The organism is Cytobacillus firmus DS1, from assembly GCF_000565285.1.
Lineage (GTDB): Bacteria > Bacillota > Bacilli > Bacillales > Cytobacillaceae > Cytobacillus > Cytobacillus firmus_A.
The window spans coordinates 153,282-173,081 of the sequence record NZ_APVL01000004.1 but is presented as its reverse complement, the minus strand read 5'-3'; the positions used below and the strand labels follow the sequence as shown (position 1 = coordinate 173,081).

At 40.9% G+C, this 19,800-nt stretch carries 21 protein-coding genes; 1 reads left to right on the top strand and 20 read right to left on the bottom strand.

Annotation, left to right across the window (positions count from 1 at the left end):
* Positions 1–345: 345 nt before the first annotated feature.
* The 9 genes from PBF_RS07030 to spoIIGA form a co-directional block, all read right to left on the bottom strand.
* Positions 346–1,119, bottom strand: coding sequence for an RNA-binding protein (locus PBF_RS07030; RefSeq protein ID WP_035328827.1), 774 nt, complete (start codon positions 1,117–1,119; stop codon positions 346–348).
* 64 nt (positions 1,120–1,183) lie between these two features.
* Positions 1,184–1,447 carry a YggT family protein gene (locus tag PBF_RS07025; RefSeq protein WP_009330847.1) on the bottom strand — a complete coding sequence of 88 codons (264 nt, stop codon included), beginning with the start codon at positions 1,445–1,447 and terminating at the stop codon, positions 1,184–1,186.
* 6 nt (positions 1,448–1,453) lie between these two features.
* A complete protein-coding gene (locus PBF_RS07020; RefSeq protein WP_035328826.1) occupies positions 1,454–1,900 on the bottom strand; it encodes a cell division protein SepF in 447 nt (148 codons plus the stop codon).
* Positions 1,901–1,904: 4 nt separating this feature from the next.
* On the bottom strand, positions 1,905–2,591 hold the full coding sequence (locus PBF_RS07015; RefSeq protein ID WP_035328824.1) for a YggS family pyridoxal phosphate-dependent enzyme: 687 nt from the start codon (positions 2,589–2,591) through the stop codon (positions 1,905–1,907).
* A complete protein-coding gene (pgeF, locus tag PBF_RS07010; RefSeq protein WP_035328820.1) occupies positions 2,592–3,419 on the bottom strand; it encodes a peptidoglycan editing factor PgeF in 828 nt (275 codons plus the stop codon). It lies immediately after the preceding gene.
* Positions 3,420–3,488: 69 nt separating this feature from the next.
* Positions 3,489–3,758 (bottom strand): YlmC/YmxH family sporulation protein, encoded by a 270-nt coding sequence (locus tag PBF_RS07005; RefSeq protein ID WP_035328818.1) that lies wholly within the window; start codon positions 3,756–3,758, stop codon positions 3,489–3,491.
* 96 nt (positions 3,759–3,854) lie between these two features.
* Positions 3,855–4,634 (bottom strand): RNA polymerase sporulation sigma factor SigG, encoded by a 780-nt coding sequence (gene sigG / locus PBF_RS07000; protein WP_026041699.1) that lies wholly within the window; start codon positions 4,632–4,634, stop codon positions 3,855–3,857.
* A gap of 168 nt (positions 4,635–4,802) precedes the next feature.
* On the bottom strand, positions 4,803–5,522 hold the full coding sequence (gene sigE / locus PBF_RS06995) for an RNA polymerase sporulation sigma factor SigE (protein ID WP_009330857.1): 720 nt from the start codon (positions 5,520–5,522) through the stop codon (positions 4,803–4,805).
* 44 nt (positions 5,523–5,566) lie between these two features.
* Positions 5,567–6,505 carry a sigma-E processing peptidase SpoIIGA gene (gene spoIIGA / locus PBF_RS06990; protein WP_035328815.1) on the bottom strand — a complete coding sequence of 313 codons (939 nt, stop codon included), beginning with the start codon at positions 6,503–6,505 and terminating at the stop codon, positions 5,567–5,569.
* A 448-nt stretch (positions 6,506–6,953) separates the two neighbouring features.
* Between spoIIGA and hmpA the strand changes: the two genes are divergently transcribed.
* Positions 6,954–8,183: an NO-inducible flavohemoprotein gene (gene hmpA / locus PBF_RS06985; protein WP_035328812.1), complete on the top strand. Its 1,230-nt coding sequence runs from the start codon at positions 6,954–6,956 to the stop codon at positions 8,181–8,183.
* A 117-nt stretch (positions 8,184–8,300) separates the two neighbouring features.
* On the opposite strand, the gene ftsZ is transcribed toward hmpA, so the two are convergent.
* The 11 genes from ftsZ to mraY form a co-directional block, all read right to left on the bottom strand.
* Positions 8,301–9,446 (bottom strand): cell division protein FtsZ, encoded by a 1,146-nt coding sequence (ftsZ, locus tag PBF_RS06980; RefSeq protein ID WP_035328809.1) that lies wholly within the window; start codon positions 9,444–9,446, stop codon positions 8,301–8,303.
* Positions 9,447–9,592: 146 nt separating this feature from the next.
* The gene (ftsA, locus tag PBF_RS06975) at positions 9,593–10,879 is read right to left on the bottom strand and encodes a cell division protein FtsA (protein WP_035328805.1); all 1,287 of its coding nucleotides are present in this window, start codon (positions 10,877–10,879) and stop codon (positions 9,593–9,595) included.
* 122 nt (positions 10,880–11,001) lie between these two features.
* Positions 11,002–11,370 carry a small basic family protein gene (locus tag PBF_RS06970; protein ID WP_019381715.1) on the bottom strand — a complete coding sequence of 123 codons (369 nt, stop codon included), beginning with the start codon at positions 11,368–11,370 and terminating at the stop codon, positions 11,002–11,004.
* Positions 11,370–12,101 carry a DUF881 domain-containing protein gene (locus PBF_RS06965; RefSeq protein WP_035328801.1) on the bottom strand — a complete coding sequence of 244 codons (732 nt, stop codon included), beginning with the start codon at positions 12,099–12,101 and terminating at the stop codon, positions 11,370–11,372. Before PBF_RS06965 ends, PBF_RS06970 begins: the two co-directional genes overlap by 1 nt.
* Before the next feature lie 71 nt (positions 12,102–12,172).
* Positions 12,173–12,904 (bottom strand): DUF881 domain-containing protein, encoded by a 732-nt coding sequence (locus tag PBF_RS06960; protein WP_035328787.1) that lies wholly within the window; start codon positions 12,902–12,904, stop codon positions 12,173–12,175.
* Positions 12,852–13,643, bottom strand: a complete 792-nt coding sequence (locus tag PBF_RS06955) for a cell division protein FtsQ/DivIB (RefSeq protein WP_035328785.1) — start codon at positions 13,641–13,643, stop codon at positions 12,852–12,854. Before PBF_RS06955 ends, PBF_RS06960 begins: the two co-directional genes overlap by 53 nt.
* Before the next feature lie 192 nt (positions 13,644–13,835).
* Positions 13,836–14,744 (bottom strand): UDP-N-acetylmuramate dehydrogenase, encoded by a 909-nt coding sequence (gene murB / locus PBF_RS06950; RefSeq protein WP_035328783.1) that lies wholly within the window; start codon positions 14,742–14,744, stop codon positions 13,836–13,838.
* A 66-nt stretch (positions 14,745–14,810) separates the two neighbouring features.
* Positions 14,811–15,914: an undecaprenyldiphospho-muramoylpentapeptide beta-N-acetylglucosaminyltransferase gene (gene murG / locus PBF_RS06945; protein WP_035328781.1), complete on the bottom strand. Its 1,104-nt coding sequence runs from the start codon at positions 15,912–15,914 to the stop codon at positions 14,811–14,813.
* A 286-nt stretch (positions 15,915–16,200) separates the two neighbouring features.
* Complete coding sequence (gene spoVE / locus PBF_RS06940) at positions 16,201–17,301, bottom strand: stage V sporulation protein E (protein WP_035328778.1); 1,101 nt, start codon at positions 17,299–17,301, stop codon at positions 16,201–16,203.
* A 170-nt stretch (positions 17,302–17,471) separates the two neighbouring features.
* Complete coding sequence (gene murD / locus PBF_RS06935; RefSeq protein WP_035328776.1) at positions 17,472–18,824, bottom strand: UDP-N-acetylmuramoyl-L-alanine--D-glutamate ligase; 1,353 nt, start codon at positions 18,822–18,824, stop codon at positions 17,472–17,474.
* Positions 18,825–19,799 carry a phospho-N-acetylmuramoyl-pentapeptide-transferase gene (gene mraY / locus PBF_RS06930; RefSeq protein ID WP_035328774.1) on the bottom strand — a complete coding sequence of 325 codons (975 nt, stop codon included), beginning with the start codon at positions 19,797–19,799 and terminating at the stop codon, positions 18,825–18,827.
* Between the last annotated feature and the right edge of the window lies 1 nt (position 19,800).

Below are 19,800 nucleotides of genomic sequence, written 5' to 3'. Positions count from 1 at the left end.
TTTCAAAATCCTTCAAATTAAAATTATTTCTTTTAACTGTCTTTTAATTATTTTTGGCTTTTAATATTGCCCGTTGATTTCCACTGCGGACACTTGCTTTCCGCGGGGCGTGCGGTGAGCCTCCTCAGCGCTTTGCACCTGTGGGTCTCACCTGTCCCGATACTCCCGCAGGACATTGAATAAACTTCCTCGAATGAACACCTTACGCAGGAATTGCTGCAGCATTTACGAGGATCAAGTGCCCACAGCGAGGATCAACTCAGCAGATTAACAATATGTTGCATTTTGAACAACAAACAAATAAATAGCCTCAATATAGGTTTGTTAAAACCCTCTCCTGCTTTACTAACTCTGCCTCCCTGCAATTATCCTCCATTTGTCCTTTTTTGTTTTCCCATCTATTTCTATGATTTTGGAACGGCCTTGTCCCCTGACTGAAATGATGTCGCTTTGCTGACATTCAAATGAGGGGTTTTCTAATTGCGTCCAATTGACTTTGACGAGTCCCTGTTGGATATAGAGCTGGGATTTCTGTCTTGAGATGTTATAGATGGCTGAGATGACTGTGTCCAATCTTAGGGATGAAGAGGTGATGGAGCTTTCTTTCCACACCTCTGATGATTGAATCGCCTGAGAAAAGGGCTGCTTTTTCAAAGATACTGTCGCTCTGCCAATTGACTGCAGCTGCAGACTGATGTAATCTTCAATTTCTTGTGCTGCAAAAAATTGGATTCTGTCATCTTCAAAAAGGATATCACCGAATTTTCCTCTCTTTAGCCCCAGAGACATTAGACTGCCCAGGACTTGAGGATGTTCAATGCTGATAAACTTTTTTGGATATTCCAGTTCAAACAGCCGAATTTGAAAATCTTCCTCATCACTTTCATAGTAATCCGGAAATATCAGGGCTCTCTTTCTCTCAACATTTGAAGTTCCGCCAAAAAAAGCAAATAAGATTCCTGAATGCTGTCCTATGACGCTGTTAAGAATTTGCTGCTCCCTTGGATCAAGGAAATCCGTAAGCTTTGATGCATATGTATTTTCCACAAGGTCTTTCCAGTTAAGAACCTGATCAATAAATTCTTTTTCTTCCGGCCGGAAGTGCTGATAAATGGTCAAATTTAGCCGACCTCCTTTTATACAAATAAAAAAGGGCCATTTTGGTAGCCCTGTTTTGTCAGTCTTATGAAATCCAATAAAAAAGCTGCTGCAAACCTCCAGTGGCAAATCTCAAAACTAAGATAGCCACAATTGGAGAAATATCAATCATTCCGAGCGGCGGAATGATTTTGCGGAAAGGCTCAAGGTACGGTTCACATATCCTTGCCAGAAACTGGCCAAAAGCAGATTCCCTTGCATTAGGGAACCAGGACAGCAGAATATAAATAATCAGTGCCCATGAGTAATAATAAATTGCAGATGACAATATTCCAAATACTAATTCCATTAAGTGCTACCACCTCGTATTTTCTATTTCTTGTTCTTTCATCAGCTGAGAGATATTCCCTGATACTTCAACATTGTCAGGTGTACACAAGAAGATATCAGTTCCAATCTTCTGAATGTCTCCGCCGATGGCATAAACGGTTCCGCTTAGAAAGTCAACAATGCGCTTTGCCTGATCTTTTTCTATTCTCTGCAGATTGACTACAACAGCTCTTCTGTTTTTCAGCTGATCCGCAATATCCTGTGCTTCTGCATATACTCGAGGTTCAACAAGAACTACTTTTGAAGATTTCTGCACACTTTGGAGGCTGACAATGTTCTGTTTTTGAACTGGCTGCTGCTGTTTCTGCACTTGCTTCACTGGCTCTCTTTCTTCTTCGATGATTTCCTCTTCCTTATAGTCATATTCATCATCCAGGAAGAAAAATGTTTTAAATTTTGATTTTATACTCATTTTATTAAACCTCCTGACCCTCTTTGCCTACTAAAGCTGTCCCAATCCTAACCATTGTGGCACCTTCTTCAATTGCCAGAGTAAAATCATTGGACATGCCCATTGAAAGCTCAGTACAAGGAGCAAAATCAAATCCCAGCTCCTTTACCTGTTTTTGAAGGTCCTTGAGTTTACGGAAACAGGCACGAAGCAAATCTTTGTCTGCTGTATGCGGCGCCATTGTCATCAGGCCAATGATATTGAGATTTTTATAATCAGCCAGGCTTGAAATAAAGTCAGCTGCCTCTTCAGGATTAATTCCCTGTTTCGACGCTTCGCCTGAAACATTGACCTGAACAAAGCAATTTATCTTTCGATCCGCCCGCTTGTTAATTTCTTTAGCAAGGGATAGCCTGTCCAGTGAATGAATATAGTCGACTTTATCAATTATATTTTTCACTTTGCGCGTTTGCAGTGTTCCGATAAAATGCCAGGTTGGCCTGTCCTTTAACACTTCCCATTTAGCAAGAATTCCTTCATCTCTGTTTTCCCCTAAATGATGAATACCTGCTTCAAGGGCTTCTTGTGCTCTTTCCACTGAAACGTACTTAGTAACAGCAATTACGGTAATTTCTTCCGGCTTACGGTTAGCCTTTATGCACGCTTCGTGGATGGCTGCCTCTATTCTCTTTAAATTTTCTTCTACTCTCATTTAGCTTCCTGCTTCCTCCTTCCAGCCAATAAAGCTCAACATCCTGCCGGTAATTCCCCTGTCTCTTCGGTGGGAGAAAAAATAGTCTGCATGACAGCTAGTGCAAAAATCAGTCATCATGATATTTTCATGTGGAATCCCTGAATTTACAAGGATTTTTCTATTTAATTCTTTCAGGTCAAGCTGGAATTGATTGTCACTAATTTGATTATATGGCTTTATATCGACATCTTCTAGTATTTTTTGCACTTTTGAAATAACACGATCATCAACAATATAACAGTTTCCGCAAATGGAAGGGCCAATCACGGCTTGGACCTCTCTTATGTCTATGCCTTCACCTGCAAACAGTTCAGCCATATTCCTGCCAATCCCCCCTACAGTACCTTTCCAACCTGCATGGGCAATGCCTATGGCTCCTGTCTTTTCATGCAGGAAATAAAGCGGGACACAATCAGCGTAACACAGGGTCATCATGACACCTTTAGAATAAGTGAAAAAGCCGTCAGTATCCGAAAAGGAATCTTCGTAAACAAGAGCACCTTTCCCTCTATCATTTCCAGTAACTTTTTTTATGTTTACTTCGTGAGTTTGTTCAGCGCCAATCCATTTTTCAATAGAAAATCCAAGCAAGTCAGCCACATGCTGCCGATTTTGACTGACTGCTTCATAGCTGTCATTCACGTGCAATCCTGCATTAAGCGTTCCATATTCATCACTGCTGAAGCCGCCTTTTTTAGTTGTAAAACCAGCCATTATATTAGGAAAACGATCTGCCCACTCTTTTATGACAAAATACTCTTCCGTTTTTAAAGAAAATGGTTCCATGCGACTAACCCCATTTTATTTTTCTATAGTTTACCACAAGGAAGGCAGTGATGACACCATTAACAACTCTTATGCCTCTTCCTCTATATATTTCGGCTCAACCGCATCCTGATAGCGGACAAGTATGACATCTTCACCAATTTTTATAATATTATTCCATGGAATGACAATATCTGCGTCCCTGCCAAAGAAACCTAACACTTTCCCCGCGCCTCCGATAATTACCGCTTCAATTTTCCCTGTATTTATATTAATATCTATGTCCCCAATATTTCCAAGTTTTTTGCCGTCAGCTACATTTACAACATCCTTCATTTGAAATTCAGATATTTTCACCATCGACACTTCACTCCCAATTTTTGTTCTTATTCAATATATGTTTGCTTCTATAAGAAAAATGTTCGGTAAATATAAAAAGCAGCCAAATTGGCTGCTCTAGCTTTGAATATTTTTATTCATTTGTTTGATGGCCGCTTTTTCAAGCCTTGAAACTTGTGCCTGGGAAATGCCGATTTCCTCTGCCACTTCCATTTGCGTTTTGCCCTGGAAGAAGCGTTTTCTGAGAATCAGTTTTTCCCGTTCATTCAATCTCCTCATACCCTCTTTGAGCGCTATTTCTTCAATCCACTGAATATCTTTGTTCCGTTCATCGCTAAGCTGATCCATCACATAAATAGGATCCCCGCCATCATTATAAATCGGCTCAAATAAGGAAACAGGATCCTGGATGGCATCCAGTGCAAAAACGATTTCTTCATGAGGCACATCCAGTTCTTTAGCTATTTCTTCTGCTGTTGGCTCTCTGGATGTTTTACTCATGAGGCGTTCTCTTACTTGCAGAGCTTTATAAGCAATGTCCCTTAAAGAACGGGAAACACGGATCGGATTATTATCACGCAGATACCTGCGTATTTCCCCAATAATCATTGGAACGGCATAGGTGGAAAACTTAACGTTTTGACTTAGATCAAAATTATCAATAGATTTCATCAGACCGATACAGCCGACCTGGAAAAGGTCATCAACAAATTCGCCTCTGTTATTAAAACGCTGAATCACACTCAATACGAGGCGCAAATTGCCGTTGACGAGTTTTTCCCGTGCGGTTATATCCCCCTTATGCATTTGCTTGAAGAGCTCTCTCATTTCTTCGTTTTTTAAAACTGGAAGCTTTGAAGTATCAACACCGCAAATTTCTACTTTATTTCGAGTCAATCCATTTCCCTCCTCACAGGAGCTGCTGTACAAAAAACAGTATCTCCTTGGAAAGGAAAAATATGCACCGGCTAATCAGGCTGCCTGATGGGAAAATTGTCAAAGCATCATTAACACTAGGTTTTCTCCTTGCAAAATTCTGTAAAAAATATTCCCGGCATTAAACTTCTAAACCATCTTGTTAAATTCTTTTTTAAGTCTTTTTATTATTCTTTTTTCCAGACGTGAAATATAGGACTGGGAAATTCCCAGCATATCTGCCACATCTTTTTGAGTTTTTTCTTCACCTGATCCGAGGCCAAATCTAAGTTCCATTATCTGTTTTTCACGATCTGAAAGTTGATGTAATGCCTTTAACAGCAGCTTTTTATCAACATTTGCTTCGAGATCTTTGGTAATGATATCATCCTCAGTGCCCAGAACATCGGATAGAAGAAGTTCATTGCCATCCCAATCAATATTTAGTGGTTCATCAAAGGAAACTTCAGAACGGATTTTGTTGTTTCTTCTTAAATACATTAGAATTTCATTCTCAATACAGCGGGATGCATATGTAGCCAGTTTGATTTTTTTCTCCGGGTTAAATGTATTCACTGCTTTAATAAGCCCAATCGTTCCAATACTGATTAAGTCCTCTATATTGATGCCTGTATTTTCAAACTTCCTGGCAATATACACAACAAGACGAAGATTTCTTTCAATTAAAATGGATCTTGCCGCTTTATCTCCTTTTGGAAGCTTGATCAGGAGCATCTCTTCTTCTTCCTTACTGAGTGGAGGAGGTAGTGCTTCGCTGCCGCCTATATAATATACTTCATCTGTTTTGATCCCCAGCTTAATCAATAATTTATACCAATAGTAGGATAAGCGAAGTTTTAACTTTTTCATGAATTGTCCTCCTTCTAAATTAAGTTCGTGCAGAGTATAGTATATTAACTTACTTTTGCATCCGGCTTCATTGTACTTTTACCTGTAAGCATCTTGGGGTGTACAATGCACTGAAACGCATCGTCTGCTGAAAGCTGCTGCATGGAAAATGATATTAATCCTCGTTCCGCTTCGATTATTTCATTCTCTTTTTCAAGGAGAATCCTGTCAGGCTTGAACCCTATGATTAATTGGTGTTCTTGTCCAACAACCTTACATGGAATGACCCTCATTTTATGCTCCCAATCCCCTCCAATTGACTCGCTGCCCATGATGATATCCTCCGGGTTCCCTGCCAATTTACTAATTTCAGGCGGAAATTCATCTAGCCTGTCTTTTATGGATATAAACATCACAGGCATTTTCGAAATGGGATCGTATAACTGGTTGCCGCTGTCAATCAGGCCTTTGAAGCAATATTCTGTTTTATTGATCACAATACGCACCAAAATTAAAGAATCATAATGAATTTTTGTCATCTCAATTCCTTCAACATTTCTCTTTGAAAAGTGCCAGGCTAGAGGAAACCCAAGAAGCACGAACAGCCAGCTGATAGGATCACCGAAGCCTTTGACACTGGCCATCATGACAGATGAAGAAAGCTTAAAATCAAAATTGATAAAATAATGAATGCCTATTAAGGAGCCTCCAACTAAAAAAGTAGCAAAATAAAAAGTCATGAGACCTTTTACAAAATAACGTAAACGCTTAAAGCCGAAAACAGTCAGTACCATTGCAATGGAGAATAATAGCTTAGTGAACGGGTGACCTGAATATTCATTAAATGGTGTAAATGCTAATAAAATGATGATCGATCCTATGAAGCCGCCCGCAAAAATTCTCCAGAGTCTGGTTTCTCTTTTTAAAATTATGGCTGTTAAATAAAGGAGAAGGCTGTCAAACATAAAATTCAATGCCCAGATAACATCCAAATAGACCGTCAATTATCTTCCTCCTTTATAAAGTGAAACTTCAAGAAGTGGGGGTTTTCTTTATCCCCCGCTGATTGTTAGTTGAACCAATCGGGCCTTTACGGGCAGTTTGACCCCCACTTTTCCTCCGTTGATTCCGCATAGTCCTGAAGTAGGGGTCTTACTGCCCGTTAGACTGCGATCAAATCAGAATCTGATAGATTGACTTGAGGTTCCGATTCTCTCATATAGTTAAAGTGCTATGATTCTGTTGAAAAAAGTATAGCGCATTTCAGTAAAGAAAGTGTGTCGCTTTCTGTATGCAAAAAGATAGAAATTTTCCCTATTCCCAACGGATTTTGTCATTATTTTTCTATTCATTGCCCCTTCCTATTTTCCCTGGGTGTGATTTATATCACATTTTTTGTTTTTATTATCAACTATAATGACAGTGAAAATAATAAAAAGGAGTTTTGCTGATATGCTAGACACAAAAACAATTGAAATTATTAAAAGCACTGTACCTGTACTTGAAAAACACGGTGAAGATATTACGAAAACCTTTTATAAACTGATGTTTACAAATCACCCTGAACTGCTGAACATTTTCAATCACGCTAATCAAAAGCAGGGCCGTCAGCAAAAAGCACTTGCAAACTCAGTATATGCTGCGGCAAAATATATCGATAATCTCGAAGCTATTATTCCAGTTGTCACACAAATCGCACATAAACACAGATCATTAGGAATTAAACCTGAACATTATCCAATTGTGGGAGAGCACTTAATCCTTGCAATCAAGGAAGTACTGAAAGAGGCCGCAACTGAAGAAATAATTGATGCATGGGTTAAAGCATATGGTGTTATAGCTGATGCATTCATCGGATTAGAAAAGAGTCTTTATGAGGATGCAGCACATAAGCCAGGAGGCTGGGATGACTTCAGAACGTTCACAGTGGCAAAAAAGGTGAAAGAAAGTGATGTGATTACATCCTTCTACTTTACACCTGCTGATGAAGGAAATATTTCCGGCTACCTTCCGGGTCAATATATTAGTGTGAAATTAACGATTCCAGGGGAAGAATACACACATATTCGCCAATACAGCCTGTCTGATTCCCCGGAAAAATCATATTACCGAATTTCTGTAAAGAAGGAAGAAGGCAACTCTGAAAAGCCGGACGGAAAGGTTTCCAGCTATCTTCACAATGACCTTAACGAAGGCGATTGTATAGAGATTAGTGCCCCTGCAGGAGAATTTGTTCTGAAGAACGTGGATAAGCCTGTGGTTCTGCTTAGCGGCGGGGTAGGCATTACACCAATGCACAGCATGCTTCGTCATCTTGATGCGACAGGAATAAATCATGAAACTATTTTTGTTCATGCTGCACTCAATGGAAATGTACAGGCATTTACTAACGAAATTCAGGAGATTGCAAAGAATAATCCATTAGTTAAATCATATTTCTGTTATGAAAATCCAACAGATAAAGATAAAACGGAAAAAGTCTACAGCAAAGAAGGCTATATTACTTCTGAGTGGTTAAAAACAATTGTGTCAAATAAGGAAAGTATGGTTTATATGTGCGGTCCAGTGCCTTTCATGCAGGCTATGTATGAAGCATTGCTTGATGCAGGTATTAAAAAGGAAAATATCCGCTATGAATTCTTCGGGCCATCAATGCAATTAAAGGAAACTCAATCAGTTTAAAAATTTAATACGCATGGCTCATCACTTTGAGCAGTGCTTAAATGTGTAAAAACTTTCATGACAATTGTAAAAAACACCTGGAATCGAGCTGATTCCAGGTGTTTTTTCATTCATATATTATCTTCTGCGGTTACGGTTGCGCAGAAACGTCGGGATATCCAACGTTTCTTCCGGCTGGTGAGATTGGCTGCTTCTTACAGTTTCCTGTGGAGCTTCCTCCCTTTTAGACTCACGCTTCATAGCCGTGCCCATGTTTGGAGAAGATTTTGGCTGTCCAAATGTTGGTCTCATAGGCTTAGGCTGGATCACTTCTTCATTAAATCCAGTTGCAATAACTGTCACAACGATCTCATCTTTAAGATTTTCATTAATAACGGAACCGAAGATCATATTGACATCCTGATCAGATGCCGAAGCAACAATGTCAGCAGCTTCCTGTACTTCATACAGGCTTAGATTCGACCCGCCGGTGATATTCATTAAGACGCCTTGTGCTCCATCAATGGATGTCTCAAGTAAAGGAGAAGAAATCGCCTTTTTCGCGGCTTCTGCTGCACGGTTTTCTCCTGCAGCCACACCAATTCCCATTAGTGCTGAACCTTTATTGGACATGATTGTCTTCACATCTGCAAAATCAAGGTTAATTAATCCTGGGACAGCGATTAAATCGGAAATACCCTGAACACCCTGGCGTAAAACATTATCCGCTTCGCGGAATGCTTCAAGCATTGGGGTGCTTTTATCAACGATTTCTAATAGCCTGTCATTTGGAATGACGATCAGTGTATCAACCGCTTCCTTCATAGCCGCAATTCCGCCGGCTGCCTGAGTGGAACGCTTGCGGCCTTCAAATGTGAACGGGCGCGTAACAACACCGACAGTAAGAGCACCTAAATCACGTGCAATCTGGGCAATGACTGGAGCCGCTCCAGTTCCAGTTCCTCCTCCCATACCAGCAGTAACGAATACCATATCCGCTCCTTTAAGTGCTTCTTCAACCTGCTCTTTACTTTCTTCTGCCGCTTTCTTGCCTACCTCAGGGTTGGCACCAGCCCCAAGTCCCCTTGTAAGCTTGCCTCCGATTTGCATTTTTACTTCTGCTTTTGATAAATTCAGCGCCTGCGCATCCGTGTTAACTGCAATAAACTCGACACCTTGAACACCATGCTCAATCATTCTGTTTACTGCATTGTTACCGCCGCCTCCAACGCCGATGACTTTTATAGTTGCTAATGAATCCAAATTTGTATCAAATTCCAACATGACTTATCCTCCTAATTCGTCGACATTCCTAAGAACACCTTTTTTGATTCGCTTTTTTACGCACTCCCAACTGGGGTTTCAGTGCTTTTACTATCCGCCGTATGGCTTTCGATTCCGTTTCCCTAACCCTTGCGAATCAAATCAAGTTATTCGAAAAAGTATCCGAGGAACTTTTTAACTCTTGATGTGATCTTTTCTTCCGGCTGTTTTTCCGGCTTTGTTTTCGGTTGCGGTTGCGGTTTTTGCACTCGGTTTTCTTTTGCTTCAGGAACAGTCACTGGCTGCTCCATTTTTCTGCCCTGTATTTTGGCATTCTTATAGGCGAACTTAATCAATCCAACAGCAGTTGTGTACTGCGGTTCCCTCACTCCAATATAATCTGGAATTGCAATGCGGACTCTATTCTGGAAAACATCCTGTGCCAGTTCAAGGATCCCCTGAGTGTTGGCTACGCCCCCAGATAGAACATAGCCGCCGGGAAGGTCTTTTGCACCCAGACGTTTCACTTCGTGCTGGATAAGATCAAAAATTTCTTCCATTCGGGCTTCTATAATATCTGAAATTTCCAGCTGATTAAATTGCTGATGCTGATCACTTCCGATGATAGGCACACTGAATACTTCGTCTTCAGATGCATGGTCATAGAACGCATAGCCATACTTTGTTTTAATTTTTTCTGCATCTTCTGTAGAAGTGCGGAGTCCGATTGACAAATCTTTTGTAATATGGTCTCCACCTACAGGAAGGACACTGGTTGCCTTTAAATAACCATTTTCGAATATGGCAATGGTTGTGGAGCCGCCGCCAATATCAACAAGTGCAACTCCAAGGTTTTTTTCATCCTTGGATAATGCGAATGCACCTGCCGCCAGAGGCTGAAGTGTAATATCCATGATTTCAAGGCCGGCGCGTTCCACACAGCGCAGTGTGTTATGTAAAATCGTTTTTGATCCAGTAATAATGGTGCCTTCCATTTCCAGACGCACACCAATCATTCCGCGGGGATCACTGATCTCGTCCAATCCGTCGACGATAAACTGTTTTGGAATAACATCAATGATATCTCTTTCCGGCGGGATTGAAACAACTTGTGCCGCATCAATAACTCTAGCAACATCTTCGTCTGTTATTTCCCTATTTTCACTTGAGACCGCGACAACGCCATGGGATGGCTGAAGCATAACATGGTTGCCAGTTATCCCCACAATCACATTTTTTATTTCCATTCCTATCATTCTCTCAGCCTGTTCGATTGCCTTTTTAATAGAATGAACGGTTTCGTCTATATCAACAATAGAGCCCTTGCGCAGCCCCTCTGAATGTACATTGCCAACACCAATAATATTTAAAGAGTCATTGACCATTTCCCCAATGATTACTTTTACACTGGATGTACCGATGTCAAGACTAACATATATTTCATTGCTGTTCATTCTCTGGCACCTCCTTTTTTTGCTATTCCGATTATTGAACAACAATCATTTTTTGCTGTTGTTTGTTTTAATAAGTTAGTTTATCTATAAAATTATTCGTCAAAACTAATATTTTCCCTTTTTTAAATATCATTTTTTTCTGTTTTTTCTCTGTTTTGAGACCATTTTGCGATTAAAATTCTTCTGATGACCGCAATATTCTGGAATAACCTGACCCCAAATGCAAATACTGCTGCTAAATACAAGTCTACACCAAGATGCACACCCAGAAAAGCTAAACTTGCTGCCAGCAGGATGTTAAAAAAGAAACCGGAAACGAAAACTTTTTCATCATAAATGTTTTGAAGCTGTGCCCGAATCCCGCCGAATAGAGTATCCAATGCAGCAAGAACAGCTATGGACAGATAATTCGAGTATTCATCCGGCACCTTTATATCTGTCATAAGTCCAAGTATCACACCTATGATCAATCCTAAAACGGGAAGCCACATTATGATTTGCCTCCTTCATCAGGTTTCACAGGCTCCATATATCTGATTCTCAATGCCTCGTCATATGCTGGAATCGTAATTGGCTCTCCAGACTTTTCCACCTTTACCCGAAGATTGTCAATGAAGAATTCTTCTGCAGATTTTGATACCTGCATGCGGTTAAAAAGCTTCTCTGCAGATTGAACATTCTCGGTGATTACTTTCACTTCAATAGGCAGGGATTTTAAGGCATAGCCGTCTATCATGGTCTCCCTGTTAATGTCCCTTATGACAGTAGTATTGATAATTCTTCTCCCGCCAATGGAAATGTGCATGGCATCATACATATTTAACTCGTTTACCAGCCGCTTGAGTAAATCTGGTGAAACAGAATCAGGCTGCTTGCCCAGGAGCAGCTCCTCATGTACCGCTTCTAAGGTTAAGATTATGCCTGGTCCCGTCACTTCACTTAATCCGGCTTCCATTTTTAATTCCTCCAGCGTCTCACGAAGCACTCGTTCTTTGCTTTGTTTGCGCTTTGTTTCATATTGGGCAATTTTTTCTTCATTTGAACTGATTTCACGCAATAGTTTTAATTGCAGTTCCTTTTCCTTAAGAATGTCAGCTCTAAGCTCCCAAGTATCTCTCGTATCCCGGACTGCCGGTTCCTTAACTGTTTGAAACTGAATGGCAATCATAAAGCCAATTACAATTGTTATAAAGGTAAAGCTGAACTTCTTTTTGCTGTCCACTTTAATTCCACCTTGCTTTCCCGAATAAATTATTCTGTGGACAATTTTTTTATACGAATGCTAGTTTGGCTTTACGAACCCAGTAATGGTTCAATGATAATTTCGCCCTTTTCCTCTAAAGTGAATTGGATGTTTTCATCTACCAATGTATCTTTCACTCCGCCCGTCAGATTCAGAGCGGACGAAAGCACTTCGGCATCACCAATGGCCGTAATGACAAAAGGTGCAGGGTGCTGATAGCCATCTACTTCTATCACAGGTCCGTTGCATACAATATATGAACTGTGTGACAGCCTCTGCCCGTTTATGGCAACCGCTGATGCACCGGAAATATAGAGCTCATTAATCACTTTAAAGACATGGTGTTCATGTACAATATAATTATTAATGTTATCTTCATCCGGATTGTAATCGCCATCTACAAGAGTAACTTCCACTCCTGGGCCCTTTACTTTCACTTTTCCCAGATGCATCCTGTACTTCTCAGCATCCTCAGCAAGATTAAAATAAACCTGCGCTTCCTGTGAAAGCTCTTTTTCGATATCAAGAACGTTTTCCTGCTTTTGATTTAATTCTTTTTGAAGAGCTCTGTTTTTTTCCTCCAGTTCAACAAGCTGATTACGGAGCTCCAGGTCTCTTTCCCACTGTTTCCCGCTCAATGCCGGCTTTTCTTCTTCTCCCTGTGTAAGGTGATAGGAAAAAGCCATCATGTAACCCAGCACAAGAAAGACCAGGGAGAATATTACATGATTACCCTTCACCTTCATTTTCTTCTTCAATCTCTTCAGCTCCCTCTTTTTCATAAGCTTTAAAATAAGAGCCTACTTCCAAGTCAATGATTCCCTTTTTCTCGGGATCCAGCTGGCTTATGATAGAAGGGTAGTGAGCCATTTTTTCTGAAAAACTTCTTAAAGTAGCACTGACTTCAAAACCATCATTCATATACAGAGTAATATGATTGGAATCTGTCTTTTTTGGAGAGTGATGGACCTCTGAAATTGAATTTAATACCTCTTCGGGCAGGGTTCCAAGTTCTCCGATCATCATATCAAGGATGTCACCCTCAGAGAAGCCATGCAGGATTGGTGCGTTAACAGGGATCTCTGCAGCTTTTTCATCCTTTAATATGTTCCCATTCTCCATGACAGGGAGGTAGTGCTTCTCTTTCGCTATGTAGGCAATTCGCTTTAATTCATCTACCTGTATAATGATTGTGCCTGGCAGCTGAACCTTAATAGTTGAAGATTTTATTTCAGGCAGCTCTTTAAGCTTACCCTCCATTCCCTCTTCGTCAACCTTCCAAATATTTGTTTTTTCAGTAACACCGCTAATTTGAATAATTTCTTCTTTATCATAAATTGAATTGCCGGATACTTTAATTTGTTTAATATGGCTTAAGGGCGATTGAAAGTAGATAACTAAAACAATCAGCGAGAAAAAAAGCAGCAGCAAAAAGATCAGTCTTCTGTTCGCTTTCTTTTTTCTTTGTTGTTTGAGCTTCGGGATTCGATCCTCAAGCGAGACAACCTTACTTTTCTCCACATTTATCACCCCATCAGGAAAAGCGCAAGGACAATAAATTAAAACAATCAAGTGGCTTGTCCAGCACAATTTATGCAATAAAAAAATTAGGGAAGAGAACGGCATGTTTCACATGCCGTTTACACTGCATTTAATGTTATCTAATAAATCATTATATCACAATAAATGGTATCTGCGAGGTATTATTTCCCGTTACTTTCGACCGATTATTTCCACTTCTGTCTCCATTTTTATTCCGTAATAATCAAAGATTGTATCCTTAATATGCTGAATAAGCGCCAGAACATCCTCCGCTTTTGCATCTCCCGCATTCACGATGAAATTCCCATGCATATTGGAAATTTGAGCACCTCCGATGGAGTGGCCTTTCAAGCCGGCTTTTTCAATGAGCTGGCCGGCGTATTCAGGCAGCGGGTTACGGAAAATACTCCCTGCACATGGGAAGTTCCAAGGCTGTGTTTCCTTCCTGTAATCCTTATTCTTTTGCATTGCGGAGGATATTTTTTCCCGGTCTCCCTCTATAAGCTGAAAAACGGCCTCAAGAACAATTCCTGGACGCTTCTTTTGGAGAATAGAGGTTCTATAAGAAAATTCCATTTCATCCTTCGTGAGCCAGCCCATCTTCCCATCCTCAAAAAGAACATGTGCCTTGGTCAGGATTTGCGAAATATCTGAACCGTGAGCCCCAGCGTTCATATAAACTGCTCCGCCTACCGACCCGGGAATCCCACTGGCAAACTCAAGTCCTGACAAGCCTTTTTTACTGATTATCGTGGAGAGGGCAACCAATGAATAACCGCCGCCAGCTCTCAGCTCCGTTCCTTTAAGATCCAAGTGGTCCATGCCTCGGCCCAATTTAATGACCACGCCTTCTATGCCGCCATCAGATACGAGCAGATTCGATCCTCTTCCAATCGCTCTCCAGTTCACTTTATATTGACGGATCAAATCCATCGCTTTTGCCAGGCTATCTATGGAAGAAGGCTCAATAAACAAATCGGCGGGCCCGCCAATTTTCATTGTTGTATGATTAGCCATCGGCTCATTTTCTTTAACTGTACCGATGTTTAATTCTCTAAGCTTGCTGATAAATTCGTCCATATTTACCTCCCTTTCTATTGATCTATGCCTAAATTTATTTATTCTATGCAAATTTTCTATTCAGGGCTACTTCCCATTATTTGAGACCAATTCTGCCATTAAGTTGTAAAGCCTGCTTGATGCATCCCGGATTCCAAGCTTTCTCGAAGCTTCCTTCATGCTATCCATTTTATCTTTATCGAGAATAATTCGGTCAATGCTATCAATAAGTTTTTTGCCTGTTAATTCTTTTTCAAGCAATAGCTCTGCAGCACCATGGTCACTAAGCGCCCTTGCATTTTTCTCCTGGTGGTTATTTGTTACATATGGGCTTGGAATTAAAATGCTTGGTATTCCTAAAGAAGTTATCTCTGCCAAAGTGGTGGCTCCTGCACGTGATACGACAAGGCTGGCACCGGCCAGCACTTCTGGCATATTGTGAATAAATGGTTTGATTATTACGTTTTCAGGACTTCCCACAAGTTCTACTTCTTTTTGTACATCATCATAATGGACATCCCCTGTAATATAAAGAACCTGATATGGCTTTTCACCAAGCTCAGCCAGTGTTCTTAATACTGCATCATTTATCGGCCTTGCTCCTCTGCTGCCGCCAAATATTATAACGGCAGGAACACCTGTCTTTAATCCCGCAGACAGCCTTCCCCTGATTCCATCCTGTCCCAATACCTCCGATGCGCGTGGATTCCCTGTCATGACGGTTTTAGTTTCCGGAAAAAAGTCCTTAGCTTCTTCAAAACAAACTGCGATTTTATCTACATATCTGCTTAAAAACTTATTGGTTAATCCAGGGACGCTGTTTTGCTCATGTATTATGGTCGGGATGCCCAGCTTTGAAGCAGCATATACAACAGGACCGCAAACATATCCGCCCGTACCGATGACAACATCCGCCTTAAATTCCTTAAGCATCTTTTTACTGTCACGAACGCCTTTCAGGAACCTTAAAACAGTTTTTACATTATCCAAAGAGATTTTTCTTTTAAAACCGGTTATATGTATTGACTTAAAAGGGATATTTTCACGATTCACAATTGTGTTTTCAAGCCCCTTTTCAGTTCCAATATATAAAAATTCAGCATCCTTATGTTCTTTTTGAATTTGTCTTATAAGCGCAAGTGCCGGATAAATGTGACCGCCAGTTCCTCCGCCGCTAACAGCAATTTTCATTCTTTCACCTCATAAAAGAGTAATAATCTATAAAGTTTTCCTTTATTATGCCATCAGTAAATATTTATGATGGCCACCAGCGCGTTGGAGTGAAAACACTCCTCTTATTTCCCTATTCTACTATATTCAAAACAAATAGATAGGAACGAACATCATAATGTTAAAGAAATGTAATAATGTGCAAAATTGCAAAGAAGTTTGATAATTCTGCGTGTGGGATATACTATTGCTTCCAAAAAAGAAACCCTGATTCACAGGGTTTCCTAAAATGCATGTTATAAATGCGCTAGTACCTTGCATATCTGCTAATATTAAGCAAAACCCCTATAGCCATTAGCATCAGTGTCAGGGAAGATCCTCCGTAGCTCAGAAACGGAAGTGTGATGCCCGTAACAGGCATCAGACCTGTTACAACACCGATGTTGATCATTACCTGAATAGCGACCATTGCTATAATCCCAACAGCCAAAAAACTCCCATATAAATCAGGGGCTCCAAGAGCTATGCGGATCCCGCGCCATAAGAGAAGCGCAAATAATAATATGACAAAAGATCCGCCAATAAACCCAAGTTCCTCAGCTAAAATGGCAAAAATAAAATCTGTCTGCGGTTCTGGAAGGTAGAAAAACTTTTGTCTGCTCTGTCCCAGACCAAGGCCAAACAGCCCTCCCGGCCCTATTGCATATAAGGACTGGATAATCTGGAACCCGCTGCCCAGCGGATCCTCCCATGGATCAAGAAAGGATGTAATCCTCTTTATCCTGTATGGGGCCGACAGAACCAGTGCCACAAATCCGGCCAGACCAGCAGCGGCAAACCAGATAAAGTGGCTGATTCTGGCCCCTGCAATGAAAATCATGACAACACAAGTACCCACCATTACTGTTCCAGTCCCTAAATCAGGCTGCAGCATAATTAAACCAAATGCTAAAAACACAAGCCCTAAAGATGGTACAAGACCTTTTCGGAAAGAGGTTATCAGCTTTTGTTTTTCAGAGAGGAATTTTGCCATAAACACAATCATGGCAAGCTTCATAAACTCCGAAGGCTGTATGGAAAATGCACCAACGCCAATCCAGCTCCGGGAACCGTTTCGCACATTGCCTACACCAGGAACCAGCACCAAAAGCAAAAGCACAAAACAGATGATGATTACGACTTTTGCCCAAGTTCTCCAGGTCCAATAATCCACATTCATAATAAAAAACATCGCAATAATTCCAACTCCGGCAAAAAGCATTTGCCTTTTCGCAAAAAAGAAAGAATCGTCAAATTTATAATCTGCCCAAATTGCACTGGCACTATATACCATAGTCAATCCTACAGCAAGCAGCATTAAAGTGACGATCATTAATATAAAATCGGGAGTGGTTTTTTTAGCCGGCAACGAAAACACCTCGAATGCAAGTTTTAGGGCTGTCAAGGAGTACTATATGTCCTGCCGAAAATAAGATTACCCGCTTTCCGGCAGTCTTTTGCTCCTTTTTAAAGCTCTAAATGTCACGCGAGGAAGATGAATGACTTTGCTGAAAGTTTCTCAGTCCCGCAGACAAGCCCTTAACTAAGTTTATGCACCGCATCTATAAACATGTCTCCCCGAACCTCAAAAGTTTTATATTGGTCCCAGCTTGCACAGGCAGGAGAAAGCAGAATTACATCTCCTGGCTCAGAAAGCTTAAAGGCTGCAGGTACGGCTTTTTCAACATTATCGACACGCTCAATTGTTTTTATTCCCGCTTCCATTGCTGCTTTTTCAATCTTTTCAGCAGTTTGCCCAAAGGTTACCAGAGCCTTTACCTTTTTAAGAGACGGAATCAGTTCATCAAAATCATTTCCGCGGTCAAGGCCACCTGCAAGAAGAAGAACAGGCTGAACAAATGCTGCGACAGCATTCTTCGTTGCAAGGATGTTCGTTGCTTTAGAATCATTATAAAATTTCCTGTTCTGATATTCTCCAACATACTGCAGGCGGTGCTTTACACCTGTAAAGGATTCCAGTACCTGCCTGATGGCCTCATTCCCCACTCCTGTTAGTTTGGCAGCAGCCACTGAGGAAAGGATATTCTCAAGGTTGTGCTCTCCCGGCAATGAAACATCCTTTCTTTCCATCACTTGTTCATCATTAAAATAAATCCAGCCATCTTTCACATATGATCCTTCAGACAGCACTTTGGAAGTCGAAAAAGGAATTATGCGCGCCTTTGACCGGGCGGCCGCTTCCATTACTTTATCCTGGTCGGCGTTGACAATGAAATAATCCTGTTCAGTCTGATTCATCGTAATGTTCGCTTTGGCTGCATGATATTCTTCTCTTGTGCCATGGTAATCCAAATGGGCATCATATAAATTTGTTAAAATGGCAATTCTCGGACTGAAATCCTGAATTCCCATCAGCTGAAACGAAGAAAGCTCAATCACGATATTGTTTTCTTCCACGGCATCCTGAGCGACTTCGGAAGCTACTGTACCAATATTTCCTGCTATCAGCGGCATTTTGCTTCCTGCCTGAAGCATTTCAAACACAAGTGTAGTGGTTGTAGTTTTTCCGTTTGTACCTGTAATCGCAATAAAAGGAGCTTCAGAAACCTGATAGGCAAGCTCCACTTCTGTAATGACCGGTATGCTCTTTTCAAGTGCTCCTTTTATCATTGGATTATGATAAGGTATACCGGGATTTTTCACAATCAGCTCAAACCCCTCTTCAAGAAGTTCAATGGGATGGCCCCCGCATATAACGGTAATACCCTGCTCAAGCAGACCTTGTGCTTCAGGATTTTCTGCAAGCGGCTTATAATCATTAACAGTCACAAATGCTCCAAGCTTATGTAAAAGGGAAGCTGCACTCACTCCGCTTTTCGCCAGCCCAAGTACTAATATTTTTTTATGTCGATAGCGATTAACTTCTTTCACTTACACCCACACCTCGATATAAATTCCTAAAATTGCAAACAATAACCCAACCGTCCAGAACGTAACAACAACCCGCCATTCTGACCAGCCTACCAATTCATAATGATGGTGAAGCGGGCTCATGCGGAAAATCCGTCTGCCGGTGGTTTTAAAGGAGGCCACCTGTAAAATAACAGATAATGTTTCAATAACAAAAACACCGCCGATAATAATCAGGATGATTTCAAGTTTTGTCAGGATGGCTATGGTCGCAATAGCACCACCTAGAGCCAGTGAACCTGTGTCTCCCATAAACACCTTTGCAGGATGGGCGTTAAACACAAGGAAACCCAATACCGCTCCAACTACTGCTACAGAAAAAATGGATACTTCAAATTGGGATTGATTCCAGGCCAGTACTGCAAATGCTCCAAAAGCGATTGCAGCAGTCCCGGAGACAAGTCCATCAAGTCCATCTGTCAGATTGACAGCATTCGAGAATCCGACCAGCCAGAAAATAATCATTAAAACATACCCCCAGCCCAAATCAATCGAAAAGTCTGTCAGCGGAATATGTACTTCTGTGGAAAAGTCATTCTGCTTGTAAACAAAATAAAAAATAACTGAAATAATAATCTGGCCCAGAAGCTTCTGTTTTGAAGTCAGGCCTAAGTTGCGCTTCAAAACCACTTTGATAAAATCATCAAGGAAACCGAGAAGTCCAAACCCCAGGGTAACCAGAAGAAGCAAATATGTTTCTACTGTAGGTTCTGAAAATTTACCGGTCATTAATAAAGTGGCCACCGTAACGGAAAGAAGAATCATAATCCCGCCCATCGTCGGAGTACCTGTCTTCTTCTGATGAGATTTTGGGCCTTCTTCACGGATGCTTTGCCCAAATTTCAATCTTCTAAGGAAGGGAATGAATATGGGAGACAGCAGAACCGTAATTAAAAAGCCTGCCAATATTGTGAAAAAAATAACTTGCTCCATCATA

What these genes read in the sequence shown, in the direction of transcription:
- PBF_RS07025 (WP_009330847.1), bottom strand. Translation starts at nt 1,447, where the DNA reads ATGGAATTAGTATTTGGAATATTGTCATCTGCAATTTATTATTACTCA.
- PBF_RS07020 (WP_035328826.1), bottom strand. Translation starts at nt 1,900, where the DNA reads ATGAGTATAAAATCAAAATTTAAAACATTTTTCTTCCTGGATGATGAA.
- PBF_RS07015 (WP_035328824.1), bottom strand. Translation starts at nt 2,591, where the DNA reads ATGAGAGTAGAAGAAAATTTAAAGAGAATAGAGGCAGCCATCCACGAA.
- pgeF (WP_035328820.1), bottom strand. Translation starts at nt 3,419, where the DNA reads ATGGAACCATTTTCTTTAAAAACGGAAGAGTATTTTGTCATAAAAGAG.
- PBF_RS07005 (WP_035328818.1), bottom strand. Translation starts at nt 3,758, where the DNA reads ATGGTGAAAATATCTGAATTTCAAATGAAGGATGTTGTAAATGTAGCT.
- sigE (WP_009330857.1), bottom strand. Translation starts at nt 5,522, where the DNA reads ATGAAAAAGTTAAAACTTCGCTTATCCTACTATTGGTATAAATTATTG.
- hmpA (WP_035328812.1), top strand. Translation starts at nt 6,954, where the DNA reads ATGCTAGACACAAAAACAATTGAAATTATTAAAAGCACTGTACCTGTA.
- ftsZ (WP_035328809.1), bottom strand. Translation starts at nt 9,446, where the DNA reads ATGTTGGAATTTGATACAAATTTGGATTCATTAGCAACTATAAAAGTC.
- ftsA (WP_035328805.1), bottom strand. Translation starts at nt 10,879, where the DNA reads ATGAACAGCAATGAAATATATGTTAGTCTTGACATCGGTACATCCAGT.
- PBF_RS06970 (WP_019381715.1), bottom strand. Translation starts at nt 11,370, where the DNA reads ATGTGGCTTCCCGTTTTAGGATTGATCATAGGTGTGATACTTGGACTT.
- PBF_RS06960 (WP_035328787.1), bottom strand. Translation starts at nt 12,904, where the DNA reads ATGAAAAAGAGGGAGCTGAAGAGATTGAAGAAGAAAATGAAGGTGAAG.
- murB (WP_035328783.1), bottom strand. Translation starts at nt 14,744, where the DNA reads ATGGACGAATTTATCAGCAAGCTTAGAGAATTAAACATCGGTACAGTT.
- murG (WP_035328781.1), bottom strand. Translation starts at nt 15,914, where the DNA reads ATGAAAATTGCTGTTAGCGGCGGAGGAACTGGCGGTCACATTTATCCG.
- mraY (WP_035328774.1), bottom strand. Translation starts at nt 19,799, where the DNA reads ATGATGGAGCAAGTTATTTTTTTCACAATATTGGCAGGCTTTTTAATT.